This is a genomic window from Bacillus sp. V5-8f (genome assembly GCF_002863565.1).
GTDB lineage: Bacteria > Bacillota > Bacilli > Bacillales > DSM-1321 > Peribacillus.
In genome coordinates this window covers 463,511-480,233 of the sequence record NZ_PGUW01000005.1, presented here as the reverse complement: position 1 = coordinate 480,233, position 16,723 = coordinate 463,511, and the positions used below count along the sequence as shown (strand labels likewise).

Genomic DNA, 16,723 nt, shown 5'->3' with positions numbered 1-16,723 from the left:
GGAGAAGTAGAAGTGAAGAACGGATACAAATAGCTGATGTAGCGGGGCTATCTTTTCAGCAAATCCGTGAATCCATCCAGGAAGTGACAACCCAAATTCAGGCGGTTGCTGCCATATCACAAGAATTGTCAGCGAGTGCTGAGGAAATTTCCGCTTCAGTGGAAGAAATGTCCAGTATCGCAAATCAATCAGCTGCACACACAAATCAGCTCGCGGTTTCAGCGGAATCCCAATTAGTGTCCATGCAGGAAATAACCGATTCTACCAATGAGTTAAACAAATTAGCGGATGAATTACGGGATGCGGTCAACCGGTTTAGAATCTGATTTGGTCTCTTGCTTACTAGCAATAAAAATTAAAATCAAATTAAGGGGCACCGCCTTTAGAAGCTCTTTCGCCTGCAGATGCAAGGTTATCAGCTGATTTTCGTGCTTTGGCAGGAGTTCCAGAAGAAGTTGGAAAAGTAGAAAACAGAACGATACCCGGACCCGGGGGAGAAATTCCGGTTCGTATTTATACTCCTGCAGGTGAAGGTCCATTTCCAGCACTGGTGTATTACCATGGAGGAGGCTGGGTAATCGGGAATCTGGATACGGTTGATGTGCATTGCCGTCTTTTAGCAAAAAAAGCAGGCTGTGTCGTAGTATCTGTAGATTACCGGCTTGCACCGGAACACAAATTTCCTGCAGCGGTCGACGATGCCTATGCTGCTGCAAAGTGGACGGCAGAAAATGCCTCTTATATAGAAGTAGACCCTGCACGTATTGCAGTTGGCGGTGACAGTGCGGGAGGCAACTTGGCAGCAGTCGTTTCATTGATGGCTAAAGATAAGGGAGGACCAGCCCTAACTTATCAAATATTGATATACCCTGTGACACATCATGCATTTGATACTGATTCTTATAGGGAAAACGCGGAGGGGTATTTCTTAACAAAGGACACGATGGTCTGGTTTTGGAACCACTACCTTCGTGGTACACAGGACGGAAAAAATACGTACGCTTCACCTTTGTTGGCAAACGACCTGACGGGATTGCCCCTAGCATTGGTGATAGCGGTAGGATTCGATCCGTTGTGTGACGAAGGCGAGGCATATGCCGATCGTTTAAAGGCAGCGGGCGTTTCGGTGGATGCTACCCGATATGATACAATGATTCATGGATTCTTCAGGATGCCTGGTGTATTGCAAGAGGCGAACAAAGCTATGGACCAAGCAGCCAGAGCGCTAAGGGAAGCGTTCAGCGTGGTTGAAACCATTTAATATAAACAAAAAGAAAGCAGTCAATGCATGCCATTGTACTGCTTTTCATGTGCCTGCTGTAGTTATGTTAGGAACGCAAATAAACACTTTTTAAAGGATTTGATTCTTCGCAGCAAGAAGGTTGCAGGTAAAACATAGTTTTGGTTCTTAACCGAATAAAAATATGCAAACTTTACATGTAGCTGTTTGGAATCCATTTAAAAAACAGAACTTAGATACTAGGTAGAGGAATTTTTGGAAAATGGTGCTAGCTGAGGGGAGGTTCGTTCGATATAATAGTTGTGGCACTCTGATGTTCCTACTTTGATAAATTTTCAAAGCTTCCCTCTGGTGGATTCGGGAACCGTGCCCTTTTACTTCCCTTAGAAACGAGGTATGACATGAACAAAAAAACGAATTACATCTTGATGATAAACCTGGCGTCGCTTCTGGGCTTTTGTGCCATCGCTCTCCTTGTGAGCAGGCACGCAATCGTTCCTTTTGATGAGTCAATCATTTCTTTTATACAGGGTTTTGAATCACCTATGCTGACAGTAATCATGAATGGTTTCACATTCATTGGCGGGACCGTACCCATTATTGTCATTTTTCTATTGGCCAGCTTGTTTCTTTTTATAGTTTGGAAGCATCGTTCTGAACTTCTTTTATTTTTTGCAGTGTTGGCCGGTTCTACCGTGCTCTTTATGTTGATCAAACGGTTTATTCAACGGGAACGTCCGGACATCCATCGTTTAATAGAAGCAACTGGCTTTAGTTTTCCAAGTGGAAACGCCACAATGGCGATGGCTTTATATGGCTTCTTACTATTCATTTTTTTGAGGCATATATCCTCACAAATCGGGCGCATTTTCGTTGTTATCTTCTGTGTGGGAATGATCCTTTTTATCGGCATCAGCCGGGTTTATATGGGGGTACATTATCCGAGTGACATACTGGCGGGATACCTTGTAAGCACCTTCTGGTTAACAGCTTGTATTGCAATTTACCATCGATATCAAAAAAAACGGTCACGTCAGGAACAAGTAGACCTTCCATCAGCCGGGTAACTAAACGCACCATAAAATCAATAGGGCAAATATGTACAATTTACACTCACTATCAATAGTGGGTTTTTTTGTTTTTCTTAAAAAAATTTTTCCCGGATGCTACTTTTTCCCTTCTAGCAGATATAAAAGAATTGGATGCAAAATAATAGAGATACCGAATCAAGCCTTTCTTCCCGAATAAGATAGAAAGGTGTGCGGTTTACGGGGGATTTAAAGATGCAATCAGGGAAAATTGAAAGTTTTAAGGAGTTATCCCAATTCACGAATTTGAAGGATTTTAACAACCATATCGAGCAGTGGATGATTGAAGTGAAAAAGGAATTTACAAAATCGGAACTGGCCGCACTGAAACGTTTAATCCGGTTCTCTGCAAAGATTGCCGGTGTTTGCCATGCGAAAATTGGGACAGTAGTATCCGCTACACACGAAAAGGATGGAATGGGTATTTCAAGATCTACATTTAAACGGATGGTTGGGAAGGCAAAACAGCTCGGACTTCTTGCTGTCCATGAAACGGAAAGAAAGAATGGGTCACAGTCCGCCAATGTTTACGTCTTCCATCGTTTTGAACCACCCAACCAGCAACAATTGAACCACCCTAAATCTATTGATCCTTTTAAAACTAGCAACATTAAAAAAAATAAACGTACTAACGATTCAAATGATATTCAGAGCCAAGATAATCTTCCATCTGCTAATGCAAACCAGGAGAAACCATTAGATGCTTCCTTTGTAAATGACCGTATTCCAAAGGAATTTACAAACCTGGTGAAGTATTTCTTTGACGATGCCAAAAAGATTGAAGAATTTTGGAAGTTAGTGAAAATATCCGCTCTTAAAAATAAGAACGAAGGAGATATTTTAGAGACAGGGATTCATTCATTTAAAATGTTGATAAGCAAAATCAAAAGGAAACAGGTGAATAGCATTTTTGGTTACTTCTATGGAATTTTAAATAAAAATTTTAAAGCCCTGTATCATAGGGAGCTAGCGGACACGTATTGGAATAGCTAAGTAACTTGATAAATTATGCATGTAATTTCTTAATTAATTGGTCCAGTTCGTTTTTCAGGTTGTGTCATTCATTAGAAACGTTAAACGTTATTTCTGTCAGTTGATAATGTTGCTCTGTTCTCTGCGCTACATATTACAGGAGTCACTCGCTCTTGCTGCCTCTATGGCTGCATTTAAGCTAACATGTTTATTTGTTTGTTTGTTCGGAAATGTTAGTAATTACCCCGATAATATCTTGAATGGATCCCCAACAGTAAAACATACAGCCCAGCGGATCATCAATGCCTTGAAAGAGCCTTTTCATTTTGGAGGAAATGAAGTCTATGTTACGGCTAGTATTGGGATATCAATCTATCCAGGGGATGGCAATGACAGTGAAACTCTCATAAAGGACGCGGATGCAGCTATGTATAAAATAAAAGAGAGCGGGCGCAACAATGTATGATTCTTCCAACCTTTAAATGATGAGGAAAATTCCGTGGTATAATAGCTGAATGACTTTAACGGATAAAAAAAGGGGTTTAATCACCCCTCACTTGTAGATGAATGTCCCATTTTATAGCGACAAATCTACAAGCTTTTTTTTAACGGTACATTCTTTATCTATCAATCTGCTGGATTAATTATCATCCCAAGCTCGCTCGTGCCTGTGATTTTACTTTCATATTAACAAACAAAATGCTGATCACGATAAAGACTAGGCCAACCAGTAAATTGATCGTAATGTGTTCTTTTAAAAGGAAAGAACTAAAAATAATAGCGATCAGTGGGATCAGGAATGTGAACGATCCGACTTTACTTGCTTCGCCGGAACCGACAAGTACAAAGAATACCAGCCACCCAAAAGCGATGACAAAGGTAGAGATGAATAGAAGGTTAAGGATAAAAGGCATTTCCCATTGTATATTTGACCAGCTCTCAAGTCCGGAACCGACCGTTAATAAGAAGATGCCTCCCATCATTAGCTGCGTTGTAACCAACCATATGGAATCCACTCGGTCACTTGTTTTTTTAACATAAACGGTGCCCAATCCCCAGCTCACAGCAGATCCAAGGGCCAACATAATACCAAAAACTGATATATCGCCTGTAAAACCGCTTGCGCTTATGATGGCAACTCCGGAGAAACCAAGGATTAATCCAATAATTTTTAATCCATACATTGCTTCCCCAAGCCAAATCCACGAAAAAATCCCAAGTAAAATGGGCTCAATGAACACGATCGCTGAAAATAATCCTGCAGGTGCATACCCAAGACCGACCGTCTGAAGTCCGTAAAAAAGAATGATATTAAGACATGCAGAAATTAAATAAATAGGCCAAGTTTCTTTAAAGCGAAGTTTTTTAAACCTGGGTATTGCAAAAATAAGCAATATAAGTCCACCAAGGATCGTCCGGATTCCAGCGAATAATAAAGGTGGGGCATAGCTAAGTGCCATCTTGGATAATGGCCAATTCACTCCCCACACAAGCACGAGAAAAGCCAGCATTAAGGCTGTATTTGTTCGTGTTAGTTGTTTCATAAATAATGCCTCCCTTTTTGTACCCAAACAATGATACGCCTTGACAACTAAGGAAACAAGATAATTGCTCTGGGCATCCGCATCAATTGTGGGCAAGAAAGCATTTACGTTCAGGGTTACTGTCATTCAGCGAAATAGTTTTAATTTTCGCTATGTTATTGCAATGGGTTATTGGGCCGATTTAAAAATTGATCTTCAATGAACTATATTATTCCTTGGTTTGTTTCGAACTATTTGCTGGTTTTTCTACGTCAAGGTGAAAACTACGAAAGGGATCTGGTTTAACATTTTATGGCGGAATTTAATAACCGTTAAGCATCATACTAAAAAGGAATCACATAAAGGAGGGGAATTGATTTGGCACAAGAAACACCAAATACACATTCAAACAGTAACGTTGGGATTAGTTGGAACGGTTCCTTCCATTCGCTAACACAACTTGATAATACAGATATAAGGCCTAATGATAGTGCCGATAGAAATGCAGCAACGGCCAGACCGCCTGTTGGTCCTATGATCAATCCTCCTGCTGGCGGAAATCGACCTTAACACAACGAGTTTATTCACAATTACAAAGAGTGAAGAGGAACCTGCGAATAAAATATAGGTATAAATCAATTAATTCAATAATCTCCTTAAAGGGGAGTAGCTTTTACATTAAAGTCGTCATTACAGGGTTCCGGCCCTCGGCTTTGGTGGCAACTACAGTTGTTAGCAAGACCTTTACCCCATTCAGCGGTAAAGGTCTTTTTTGTTTTTTTACTAACTCCGTAAGATAAGAAATGAAGGATCAAATGAACGTACTTATGAATGATATCCCTCATTATATTAAAAAAGAGATGGAACAGTTACAAACCGTCATTTCTCCTTTAATGAAAAAAGTAGTAAAAGAAGTGAGGTTTGAAGCATAAGGAAATCCAGCAACTGAGTATGGATTATATGACAGAATGAATCAAACAGAGTGCCATAGCATCAGAATCCCTAAAAAATGAATATATAGCACTTGTCAAAGAACAACCTTCTGCTGCCAAAATCAATCATTTTATTAATTTTTTGAATGAAGAAGAAAAGCAAAAAAATATGATCATGAATAAATTTGGTAATCAGTCTCAATTCCTCTTTAGGGGTTGAGGCTTTTTTATTCTATTGAAATGTATAAAGTCTCAAAAAAATACGCAGTGTAAAAAACAGCCCGCATACAATAAGTAGGGACTGCGGCTACCTAAAACTTGTCAGGTGGAGAAAACATGCAAATTGAAAAAATCGAAACTTTTCCTTTACTGTATAAACTCTCTGAACCATATGGTGATGCTAATGGTTATAAAAAGTATAGAACCTGCTACCTAATCCGGATCATTACGAAATCCGGTATAGATGGCTGGGGAGAGTGTATTGACTGGCTTCCCACATTACAAGTCGGATTTAAGGAAAGAATTATTCCATACCTAATTGGAAAACCAGCAACTGACCGTCTGCAATTAGTGAATACCATTAAGAAATGGCATCAACGGGCAGCGGCAGCAGTTAGTATGGCTTTAACTGAAATCGCAGCCAAATACAGCAATCTCAATATATGCGACCTTTGGGGAGGGAAGTATAGAGACAGTATCCCGGTATATGCCTCATTTCAATCATATAGCAACAATAAAGCTTGGATGGATCACTCGCTGCAGCTGGTAGAGCAAACTATGCAAAGAGGGTTTGGTACCATAAAGGTGAAAATTGGAGGCAGGCCGTTTGATGAGGATCTAACCCACATACAAAGGCTGCAAAAAATGGCAGGGGAGAATGTAACCCTAATCCTTGATGGCAACCAGAGCTATGATATGGCAACGGCCCGCAAATGGGAACGTTATTTTTCAAGCTGGCACAATCTTCTGTGGTTAGAAGAACCGATGCCAATTGACAACTTGCCTGGATACAAACTATTGCGTTCAAGCCTTTCGGTTCCAATTGCAGGAGGAGAGAATATTAAAAGCGCAAAAAAATTCCTGCCCCTGCTTTGTGAGAATGCTTTGGATATTATCCAGCCAGATATCTTGCATGGAAATGGTATGGAAGATTTTCGGGATGCCTTACAGCTTGCTCGACATTTTGGAATTAGAGTCTCTCCGCATAGCTATGACGGAGCACTTTCAAGATTGTATACGTTATTCGCACAAGCAAGCTTAGCTCCCTGGAGCAAAATGGATGGAAACCAAATTGAACCCGTGGAATGGGATGTGATGGAGAATCCTTTTTCTGAACTGCTCGATATAAAACCATCAAAGGGAAGTGTGAATATTCCAGACGGAAAAGGGATTGGTGTACAGTTAAATGAGGACTTGATCAACACATATCTATGGGATGGATCTTCTTATTAATGGTGCAAATGATAAAAAGGTGTAGGATTTCCCACACCTTTTTGCTACCTCATTTTATCGGGATGACAGGATTTGAACCTGCGACCTCATGCACCCCATGCATGCGCGCTACCAAGCTACGCTACATCCCGTTACTTTTATTTTATCATCTTACTCATCATTAATCATCAACCGATGTGGGTTTTTTTAACAATTTTTCCGTTTGTTTATTTAAGAGTTAATCATCCTTACATTTCTCCCCTAAGTGGGAAAAGTACAAGCTAACATCATTTTTTAGGAATAAGTGTTTCCATACCGTTAATTTACTCAACGGATAAAAATTAGAGGGAATTTATGCATTAAAAGCAATCCCTTTTTCAACGTATGCACCGGAGGTCACATCAAAAATTTTTGTTCAAGAGAAGCATGTTATGATTCCACTCAATCAGGGAAATTAGTAAAAGGAAAGAAATATAACATCGTTGAATTGGGTGAAGGATCATGGACATAAAAACAGAGATTTTCGGCGAAAAGGATGGTCAGCCGGTCCACTTAATTAAGATGAAAAATGAAAATGGATTACAAATATCCTGTATCAATTACGGCTGTATCATAACGGAAATTTTAACACCTGACAAAAAAGGGCAGATGGAAAATGTCGTGCTGGGATTTGACAGCATGGATGAATATGACCGATATTCTCCATATTTCGGAGCAGTCGTTGGCCGTGTGGCCGGGAGAATCAAGAATGGAAGTTTTGATTTGGACGGGAAGAAATACCATCTTGCCCAAAATGAAAACAGGAACCATATACATGGCGGAAACAAAGGGTTTAGTCATGCTTTATGGGATTATGAGTTGTTTCAAAAGGAAAATGAAATTGGAATTGAGTTTTCTTATATAAGTTCAGATGGGGAAGAAGTATACCCTGGGAACTTAGCAATGAAGGTTACCTATACATTCAATAATCGCGATGAATTCACCATTTCTTATTTTGGAATATCTGACAAGAAGACAATAGTGAATATGACGAACCATAGCTATTTCAATTTGAGCGGGGATTTAAAACGGGATATTTTAGAGCATGAAATAACCCTCAAAAGTCACCAATTTCTTGAATTGAATGATCAACTGCTTCCTACAGGAAATCTGATTAATGTGGATGGTACCGTCTTTGATTTTCGAAGTGGAAGGAAGCTGAAGGAGGGTGTTCAATCCCGGCATCCACAAATTGCTCTGGCAGGTAATGGGTATGATCATCCTTTTATTTTGAATACCAATCATCAGAAGGAGATAATCTTAGCTGACGAAGAGAGTGGGCGACGGCTGATCGTTGAAACGGATGAGCCCTGTGTCGTCCTGTATACAGGAAACAACATTATGAATGAATTTTCCATAAGAGGAGTCCAAGCCAAAAAGCATTTAGGAGTATGCCTGGAAACACAACACCCTCCTGATGCCATTCACCATCAGCATTTTCCGTCTGTTGCTTTAGAAAAAGGGAAAGAATACCATTCAAAAACGAAATACACTTTTACCCTGCAGATTTAGGGTAATGTATGAGCCTCATTCCTCATGGATGAGGCTCTCCATATTTCTATTTCGTTAGTCTTCTTCAATCCCGACCCATATTTCATCTAGATTTATGCCCAGCTGACGCGCTGCTTCTAATTCTGTAACCCCTGTTTCCAGCATGAATCTTTCAACCTCAGGATCCGGTCGGAATTTAGGATCATTCACAAAATAACACCTCTTTTTCTGATCATTTCAAGCTACAGTATTTCCAAAAGGACAGACAACAAATCATTTTGCTAAAGCTTTAATCGATACTTGCCATAATGAACCGTAATGAATCTAGGTGCATAGATTAATATATTGAATGGCATGCATCGGGGGTGAAGCTGAATGATAACGGTAAGAGTTGGAGATCAGGAGTATTATTTCGCTGGAGAGTCTGAAGCCTATTTTGAAAAGTTTCGAAAGCATATTATTGGAAACGGCTATCGAATCACCACACCCTATGGGACAAAAAAAATGATTTATGCCGATTGGACCGCCAGTGGAAGGCTTTATCGGCCGATTGAATACCAGGTAACTGAAATGTTCGGTCCATATATGGCCAATACACATACAGAGTCAAATTCTACTAGCTCCGTCATGACCCTCGCCTATAAGAATGCACAGCGAGTCATCAAAGAACATGTGAATGCGGATAAACATGACGTTCTTATCACAGATGGCTACGGTACAACCGCTGTCGTGAATAAATTACAAAGGATTTTAGGCTTAAGGCTGCCGGAGGCATTTAAAGGGAAAAGCAAAATTGCAATCGAAGACCGGCCTATTATTTTTATAACTCATATGGAACACCATTCGAATCACACTTCTTGGTTGGAGACCATTGGAGATGTTGAAATTGTCAGGCCTGCTGCCAATGGAAATGTGGATATCGAACACCTGGAGCACCTCCTCACCCGGTATGCGCATAGGAATGTCAAAATCGGTTCTTTTACTGCTTGTTCCAATGTAACAGGCATCGTGACTCCTTATTATCAATTAGCCAGAAAGATGCACGAACACGGCGGTATATGCTTTATTGATTTCGCGGCGTCAGCGCCATACGTTACTATTGATATGCACCCGGAGGATCCAATGGAAAAGCTTGATGGCATTTTCTTCTCGCCACATAAATTTTTGGGAGGGCCCGGCGCCAATGGTGTACTGATTTTTGATTCAAGACTGTATAAATGTAAAGTTCCTGATCATCCCGGAGGCGGGACAGTTACATGGACGAATCCATGGGGAGGACGCAGGTATCATGACAATATCGAAATACGTGAGGACGGCGGTACCCCAGGAATTTTACAAACCATCAAAACAGCATTGGCGATTAAATTAAAGGAACAAATGGGAACGGAAAACATGCTCAAAAGGGAAAAAGAATTAATTGATGTACTGATGCCAGGCCTAAAAAAAATACCAGGCGTCCACCTTTTGGAAGGCGGAAGACAGGATCGGTTAGGAATCGTTTCATTTATCGTTGAGGGGATTCATTATAATTTACTAGTCAAGCTTTTAAATGACCGATTCGGCTACCAGGTAAGGGGGGGATGTTCCTGTGCAGGTACCTATGGACACCTATTGCTTAATATTGATAAGGAAACCTCTCACTCCATTTCTGAACAAATTGAAAATGGGGATATGTCTTCAAAACCAGGATGGGTTCGGGTTTCCTTGCATCCAACAATGACAAATGAAGAAGTATACAATTTTGTTTCTTCCATAAAGCAGATCGTGGAAAACATTGAAGAGTGGGAACAAGATTATCGATATGATCCGAAGAATAATGATTATGTTTACGTTTATGAACAAAGGGACCTGACCGCAGAAATGTTCGCTTTACCGGAGCCGTAATATCTTTTTAAAAGCATATTAGTTTCAGGGCAATTGACCCGCCCTTTTTTAAAACAAAATTCATTGTTAAATGTCAAGAGCTTTAAAATGGGAAACCAATTACTATACAAAAATAAAGTCCTGCAGAATCTGCTCTGCAGGACTTTATTCATTTTGGGGGTCAGTCCCCCGGTGGGGTACCGCGGTGAAGCAGCGGGGGACTGACCCCCAAATCCCGGCTGTATTTATGCGTGATGCCATGGCGTTCTACGCGGATTCAAATAAAAAATAAAATCGGCTTTGATCATTTTTATCAAAAACGAACAAGTCGCTTATAGAATCAGAAAAAGGATTGGCCGATTCCAGTAATAGGTCAATCCTTTTTTTATTATGGCATTCAGGGGGATGAAAGAATAGTCATTTGTTCTTATTTTTAGTGGCACGAAAAGTTAAGGTACATAAATATAAGGGGAAAAGTTCAGCGTTTTTAATGATATAGGCCTACTAATCTTTCACCAGTTTCCCATTTTGACATAAATACAGAAATGTTTTGCCAATTTTATACCAATTTCGCATTTTTTAATGAGCCATCTTATCTATGTAAAAATTATGCAAATTATTATAGTATTTTACTAGAATGTAAGAAGATTCTGAAAAAAATAAGGTATTAAAAAATCTGCAAAATGGGGGAACAACATGAAGAAGAAAAATACAGTAAAGATCTTTTCCAGTTTTGCGGCCAGTGCATTAGTTGCTATGTCCGTGTTCACAGGTTCTTTTTCCGGTACAGCAATGTCACCAACAAACGTGTCTGCAGCAGTGGAATCAGCGCCAATTGATTTAAATGTTGTGGATCAGGACCGCCTGGCAAAAGCACTACAGAAACGGGGAGTTATTTCAAAAAATGCAACATCGGAAGAAGTGAAGCAGGCAGTAAATGCCTATATCCAAAAGAAGAATAAAAAAATTGGTACAACAAAAAATACTACCTCCAAAGAGCAAGCGTTTGATAAAAAGACAAAAGACTTTGTAGAGGCCCAAAAGGCCAAGCTATCTAAGCAGATTTCTAAAGGCATAGCCCAGAATGGCAGGCCAAATGGGTATGCGAAAGTAGATCCGGCACAACAGGCAGGTTATAACGGTTCAATACGGGAAGATAAGGTATTAGTTCTGTTAGTAGAATATGCAGATTTCAAGCACAATCAAATCGAGCAAGAGCCCGGCTATATGTATTCTGAAGATTTCAGCCATGAACATTATGAAAAAATGCTTTTCGGCGATCAGGCATTTGAGTTATTTAACGGTGAGAAAGTTGAGACATTTAAGCAATACTATGAAGAACAATCGGGTGGAAGCTATACGGTGGACGGCCATGTAACGGATTGGTTGACTGTTCCTGGCAACGCAAAAGAATATGGAGATGACAATCCTGAAGGAGGAACTGATAATCTTGCTCCTAAAGGCCCCCGCGACCTTGTAAAGGATTCCTTAAATGCAGCAGTGGAGTCGGGTCTCAATTTATCAGAATTTGACCAGTTCGACCAATATGATTTGGATGGGGACGGCAATCATAATGAACCGGATGGTCTTGTCGATCACTTAATGGTGATCCACGCAGGCGTTGGCCAGGAAGCTGGCGGCGGAAAATTAGGGGATGATGCTATTTGGTCCCACCGATGGGTTATCGGAAGTTCACCGTACGAAATCCCGGGCACAGCGGCTAAGGTTCCTTACTGGGGCGGACAAATGGCAGCATTTGATTACACAATTGAGCCGGAAGACGGCGCGGTTGGGGTATTTGCGCATGAATTTGGACATGACCTGGGTCTTCCCGATGAATATGATACCCAGTACACAGGGCATGGCGAGCCTGTTGCTTCATGGTCGATCATGAGTGGCGGAAGCTGGAATGGTGAAATTGCCGGGACAACGCCAACTAGCTTTTCCCCACAAAATAAGGAATTCTTTCAAAAGACAATGGGCGGAAACTGGGCAAATATTACTGAACTGAATTATGAGAACATCGACAAAGAAGGTTTATCCAGTGTTATTGACCAGAGCGTAACAAAATCGAAAAACGCTGGAATCGTCAAAGTGAATCTTCCTAAAAAGGAAGTGATGGGGATTAAACCAGCTTATGGGGATAAGTACTACTATAGTACAAAAGGAGATAATCTCCATACATTGTTGGAAACACCTTTATTGGATTTAACTAATGTGAATACTGCATCCATCAACTATAAACAGTGGTATCAAGTAGAGTTTGATTATGACTATGTTTATGTAAATGCTTTTGTAGAAGGAGAAAAAGAACCTGTCCGTCTTGATACAATCGGCGATCAAAACACAGAAGGCGGTTTCGAAACAAGTAGAGGCTTGTGGGAAAATAAGATTCTTGATTTAAGCCAGTTTGCAGGCAAGAAAGTAAAAATTGTATTTGAATATGTAACGGACGGCGGCCTGGCACCTGACGGATATGCGATCGATAACATTGTGGTGTCAGCGGACGGCGACACCATATTCTCCGATAATGCGGAAGGAACAGCAAAAGTAACACTTAACGGTTTTGAGGCTTCAAACGGCATATTCCTAAAATCTCATTATTACTATCTTGAGTGGAGAAACTATGCAGGAGCGGATAAAGCACTTCAGTTTTCACGCGGTGTAAAGTATAACACTGGTTTAGTAGTTTGGTATGGTGATGATTCTTATACTGATAACTGGACTGGAGTGCACCCGGGTGAAGGGTTCATTGGTGTAGTCGACTCCCATCCCGAAGCAATCGTAGGTACATTTCAAGGCAAAGATTCCATCAACCAAAGTACTCGTTACCAGGTGGCGGATGCGGCCTTCTCATTTGACAAAGCTTCTGAGTGGTATGTAGATTCACCAACTCGCGGAATCTACGATTATGATGGATTACCAGGTGTAATTACGTTCGATGATTCTAAAACGTACATGAATCATCTCATTCCGGACGCCGGACGCAAGGTACCCAACTATGGCTTAAAATTCCATGTGCTCGGTGAGGCTAAAGATAATTCAGCCGGAATGGTGTGGATTACAAAAAAATTCATACATTAATAAGAATTAAACTAGTAAACAGTGGGATTCACTTGAATCCCACTGTTTTTTTATATCTGATTAACAACCGATTCTCGACGTTTTCACTATTACAACCATATAATAAGAATAAAATTTCCATAATATTGTAAATGCTTCGATGCTGTGGTAAAAAAGAACTAGAAACAAATATTCGTATTTTTATATGGCTATACGACCTAACACAAGTCAGATAACAAGTTCCATTTAGCAAAAGTGGGGAGGGGCATAACAGGTGATAACAATGGACGAACTTTTCGATACGTATAATTCAGAACGATTTATTAAGGACTTTCAAGCAGAATTGGCTAAAGGCACTGTTGGCAGCAATATTGAAATTGAACAATACCTGCACCGAATAGCAAATTCCCTAGATCATTTTTCTATGTTAAAGTCTGCACTTGATGTTTCTGTAATAGTAGCAGCGACTAATACCAAAGGAAAAATATTATATGCAAATGATAAATTTTGTGAGATTTCCAAGTATAGCCGTGAAGAGTTAATAGGAAAGGATCATAGAATCCTTAATTCCGGATTTCATGATCAATCATTTTTTAAAAATATGTGGAAAACTATTAAACAAGGGAAGGTATGGGAAGGAGAAATTAAAAATAAGGCAAAGGATGGTTCATACTATTGGATTAAAACGACAATAGTCCCGATCCATGGCCCCAAAAGACTCCCTGAGATGTTTATTTCGTTCAGGACAGACATAACTGAAGGCAAGCTCGCGCAGGAAAGCCTAGTAGAAGCGTTACAAAATGACTTCCGGCTTGTTACAAACTCCATGAACAACTTAATTTTTAAAATTATAAAAGTTGAACACAACCAATTTGTTTATAGTTTGAACAGAGGAAAATTAGCTTATGAATTAGGTCTTGAAAATGAAAAAATGCAGGACAAAACGCCTCACGAAGTGTTTCCATCCGACTTGGCGGATATGTTTGAGACCCAGTACGAAACAGCATTCTCCGGGAAAAGTGTCAATTATACATATTCCTATAATGGCAGGCACCTGTTAACCTATTTATCTCCCGTTTTTCAGGAAGGGAAAGTGGTCGAGGTAATTGGCTGCATAAATGATATTACTGACTTGCATGATGCCCAGGAAGAAGTCCATTATATTGCATTTCACGATTTACTAACCAATTTGCCTAACAGAAGGAAATTCAACGACGATATCACAGAAATTGTTGCCCAATCACAGAAAGATCAAAGTAGATTTGCTGTATTCTTTATCGATTTGGATCGTTTCAAACAAATTAATGATTCTTTAGGCCATACAATGGGAGACCATCTGATCCGTGCTGTGTCCGCCAGGTTACTAAATGCTTTGGATTCAAAAGGACATATTTATAGGTTAGCGGGAGATGAGTTTATTATCATCATGCCAGGCATTGAAGACGAGGGAACTGTTTCGATGTATGCAAAGCAGATTATATCGATGTTTGTGGACCCTTTTTTGCTCCCTAACTCCCATAAGATTTTCACAACAGCAAGCATCGGAATCAGTATTTTTCCAGAGCATGGCGAAGATTACGATACGTTGTTAAAAAATGCGGACACAGCTATGTACGCAGCCAAGTCATTCAGCAGAAATACCTTCAGCATCTATGTTCCAGAAATGAATAAGCACCAGGACGAGACCCTTATGATCGAGCAATTTCTGCATAGGGGGATCGAGAATAATGAACTGGAGCTGTATTACCAGCCCAAGATGGATTTGCTTACAGGACAGATAAAAGGAATGGAAGCTTTATTACGATGGAATAGGGAATGTACCACCAGACAAGTTTATTCCTATTGCAGAAGAAACGGGGCTGATCATTAAAATTGATGAGTGGGTGCTGGAAACGGCATGCAGGGAAACGAAGGAATGGAATTTTTCCTACCCCTTGAAGGTAGCTGTAAATATTTCGCCGCTTCATTTTCGTCTACCCCATTTCCTGAATGTTGTCGATCGAATTTTAAAGAAAACAGGCTTCGATCCTAGCTTGCTTGAAATTGAAATCACTGAGAACAGCTTCATTGATAATATAGAGGATTGCATTTCATGTTTAAAAATCCTAAGGGAAATGAATGTATCAATATCCATAGACGATTTCGGGAAAGGCTATTCATCACTCAATTATTTGAGGATATTTCCCATTAACTATCTGAAAATAGACCGCACCTTTATTCAGGAGGCGGCCCAAAACTTAGGAGATATCACCATAGTGAAAACAATTATATACCTTGCCCATGAATTAAATTTAAAGGTGGTGGCAGAAGGAGTTGAAGGAAGAGAAGTCATGAATTTGTTAATGGAATTAGGGTGCGATGAGGCACAGGGTTTTTATATAAGCAAACCTCTTCCGAGAGGGGAATTTGAAAAGCTGGTTAGTCAAATGAATTATCCTGCTAACTACCAGTACCAGCATTAACAGGAAAGGTTGGGGAGATTCGTAGTGAATCCAAGGCATGTAACGCATTTCGAATAAAATGAATGCTGTTTCAAAACATGTGATACAATTCTCGAAAACGCTCTTGTTTGCGGTTTGGGAAGACCTATAGCTACAGTGTATGGGCCTTCCTTAACCAGATTGCATGTTTCAGTTTGAAGCAGTAGTCATTAAGCTGATGCGAGTTTATTATTATGGCTTCTTAGTGTCAGCTCTCTTTCTATTGTCGACGCTTCAAGTGCGTAAAACTGTTCTTTTTCTTTAAAATATTTTATGCGTTCTGGTGACTCTCCGTCTAAATCTCCTTGAAGAAATAGATTGTTCCAGTTTGATTCATAATGACGAACTTCTTCCAGCTTTTGTTGGAGCTCTATTGAACTTAAACTTTCATATGCCATTACTTCGGTCTCCTTAACATGTGATATAGAGATTTTGACATGCTGATGATTTATGTCCTCTTATCTATTTATCGACTAAGATCTTGATTTTTTATACGTGTATAAGTTTGAATATTTCATTTTTTATTTTACAATTTCGGTGAAAAATAAGGGGAATGGTGGGATTAAATGATACCAGGTCAATCATAATGAACAACCATATT

The 16,723-nt window shown here is 39.9% G+C and carries 15 protein-coding genes, 1 tRNA gene and 1 pseudogene; 13 read left to right on the top strand and 4 right to left on the bottom strand.

Annotation, left to right across the window (positions count from 1 at the left end):
• The first annotated feature begins 83 nt into the window (after window positions 1-83).
• The 5 genes from CUU64_RS09915 (at window position 84) to CUU64_RS09895 (ending at window position 3,766) form a co-directional block, all read left to right on the top strand.
• Window positions 84-326 carry a methyl-accepting chemotaxis protein gene (locus tag CUU64_RS09915; RefSeq protein WP_180954535.1) on the top strand — a complete coding sequence of 81 codons (243 nt, stop codon included), beginning with the start codon at window positions 84-86 and terminating at the stop codon, window positions 324-326.
• 107 nt (window positions 327-433) lie between these two features.
• Window positions 434-1,261 (top strand): alpha/beta hydrolase, encoded by an 828-nt coding sequence (locus tag CUU64_RS09910; protein WP_101633443.1) that lies wholly within the window; start codon window positions 434-436, stop codon window positions 1,259-1,261.
• Window positions 1,262-1,641: 380 nt separating this feature from the next.
• Window positions 1,642-2,307 carry a phosphatase PAP2 family protein gene (locus CUU64_RS09905; protein WP_101633442.1) on the top strand — a complete coding sequence of 222 codons (666 nt, stop codon included), beginning with the start codon at window positions 1,642-1,644 and terminating at the stop codon, window positions 2,305-2,307.
• A 216-nt stretch (window positions 2,308-2,523) separates the two neighbouring features.
• Window positions 2,524-3,321: a hypothetical protein gene (locus tag CUU64_RS09900; RefSeq protein ID WP_101633441.1), complete on the top strand. Its 798-nt coding sequence runs from the start codon at window positions 2,524-2,526 to the stop codon at window positions 3,319-3,321.
• Window positions 3,322-3,427: 106 nt separating this feature from the next.
• Entirely contained in the window at window positions 3,428-3,766 is a 339-nt protein-coding gene (locus tag CUU64_RS09895; RefSeq protein ID WP_101633440.1) for a diguanylate cyclase domain-containing protein, read from the top strand.
• 181 nt (window positions 3,767-3,947) lie between these two features.
• Here CUU64_RS09895 and CUU64_RS09890 read toward each other — a convergent pair whose 3' ends face one another.
• Window positions 3,948-4,844 (bottom strand): DMT family transporter, encoded by an 897-nt coding sequence (locus CUU64_RS09890; RefSeq protein WP_101633439.1) that lies wholly within the window; start codon window positions 4,842-4,844, stop codon window positions 3,948-3,950.
• A gap of 357 nt (window positions 4,845-5,201) precedes the next feature.
• Here CUU64_RS09890 and CUU64_RS09885 point away from each other — a divergent pair, with 357 nt between their 5' ends.
• The 4 genes from CUU64_RS09885 (at window position 5,202) to CUU64_RS09880 (ending at window position 7,207) form a co-directional block, all read left to right on the top strand.
• Window positions 5,202-5,393: a hypothetical protein gene (locus CUU64_RS09885; protein ID WP_101633438.1), complete on the top strand. Its 192-nt coding sequence runs from the start codon at window positions 5,202-5,204 to the stop codon at window positions 5,391-5,393.
• 245 nt (window positions 5,394-5,638) lie between these two features.
• Entirely contained in the window at window positions 5,639-5,755 is a 117-nt protein-coding gene (locus tag CUU64_RS21955; RefSeq protein ID WP_180954534.1) for a DUF5392 family protein, read from the top strand.
• 40 nt (window positions 5,756-5,795) lie between these two features.
• Window positions 5,796-5,975: a DUF5392 family protein gene (locus tag CUU64_RS23110; protein WP_180954543.1), complete on the top strand. Its 180-nt coding sequence runs from the start codon at window positions 5,796-5,798 to the stop codon at window positions 5,973-5,975.
• Between the two features lie 116 nt (window positions 5,976-6,091).
• Window positions 6,092-7,207, top strand: coding sequence for a mandelate racemase/muconate lactonizing enzyme family protein (locus tag CUU64_RS09880; RefSeq protein ID WP_101633437.1), 1,116 nt, complete (start codon window positions 6,092-6,094; stop codon window positions 7,205-7,207).
• A 57-nt stretch (window positions 7,208-7,264) separates the two neighbouring features.
• Here CUU64_RS09880 and CUU64_RS09875 read toward each other — a convergent pair.
• Window positions 7,265-7,338, bottom strand: a tRNA-Pro gene (locus CUU64_RS09875).
• A 349-nt stretch (window positions 7,339-7,687) separates the two neighbouring features.
• On the opposite strand from CUU64_RS09875, the gene CUU64_RS09870 reads away from it, so the two are divergent.
• Complete coding sequence (locus tag CUU64_RS09870) at window positions 7,688-8,737, top strand: aldose epimerase family protein (RefSeq protein ID WP_101633436.1); 1,050 nt, start codon at window positions 7,688-7,690, stop codon at window positions 8,735-8,737.
• Window positions 8,738-8,791: 54 nt separating this feature from the next.
• Here CUU64_RS09870 and CUU64_RS22535 read toward each other — a convergent pair whose 3' ends face one another.
• Window positions 8,792-8,926, bottom strand: coding sequence for a hypothetical protein (locus CUU64_RS22535; protein ID WP_257985472.1), 135 nt, complete (start codon window positions 8,924-8,926; stop codon window positions 8,792-8,794).
• 165 nt (window positions 8,927-9,091) lie between these two features.
• Between CUU64_RS22535 and CUU64_RS09865 the strand changes: the two genes are divergently transcribed.
• The 3 genes and pseudogenes from CUU64_RS09865 to CUU64_RS09855 all read left to right on the top strand — a co-directional run bounded on the left by CUU64_RS09865 (window position 9,092) and on the right by CUU64_RS09855 (window position 16,104).
• The gene (locus CUU64_RS09865; protein WP_101633435.1) at window positions 9,092-10,600 is read left to right on the top strand and encodes an aminotransferase class V-fold PLP-dependent enzyme; all 1,509 of its coding nucleotides are present in this window, start codon (window positions 9,092-9,094) and stop codon (window positions 10,598-10,600) included.
• Between the two features lie 675 nt (window positions 10,601-11,275).
• Complete coding sequence (locus CUU64_RS09860; RefSeq protein ID WP_101633434.1) at window positions 11,276-13,663, top strand: immune inhibitor A domain-containing protein; 2,388 nt, start codon at window positions 11,276-11,278, stop codon at window positions 13,661-13,663.
• 262 nt (window positions 13,664-13,925) lie between these two features.
• Window positions 13,926-16,104: pseudogene (locus CUU64_RS09855) on the top strand (sensor domain-containing protein).
• 188 nt (window positions 16,105-16,292) lie between these two features.
• Here CUU64_RS09855 and CUU64_RS09845 read toward each other — a convergent pair.
• Entirely contained in the window at window positions 16,293-16,520 is a 228-nt protein-coding gene (locus CUU64_RS09845; protein ID WP_101633431.1) for a hypothetical protein, read from the bottom strand.
• Between the last annotated feature and the right edge of the window lie 203 nt (window positions 16,521-16,723).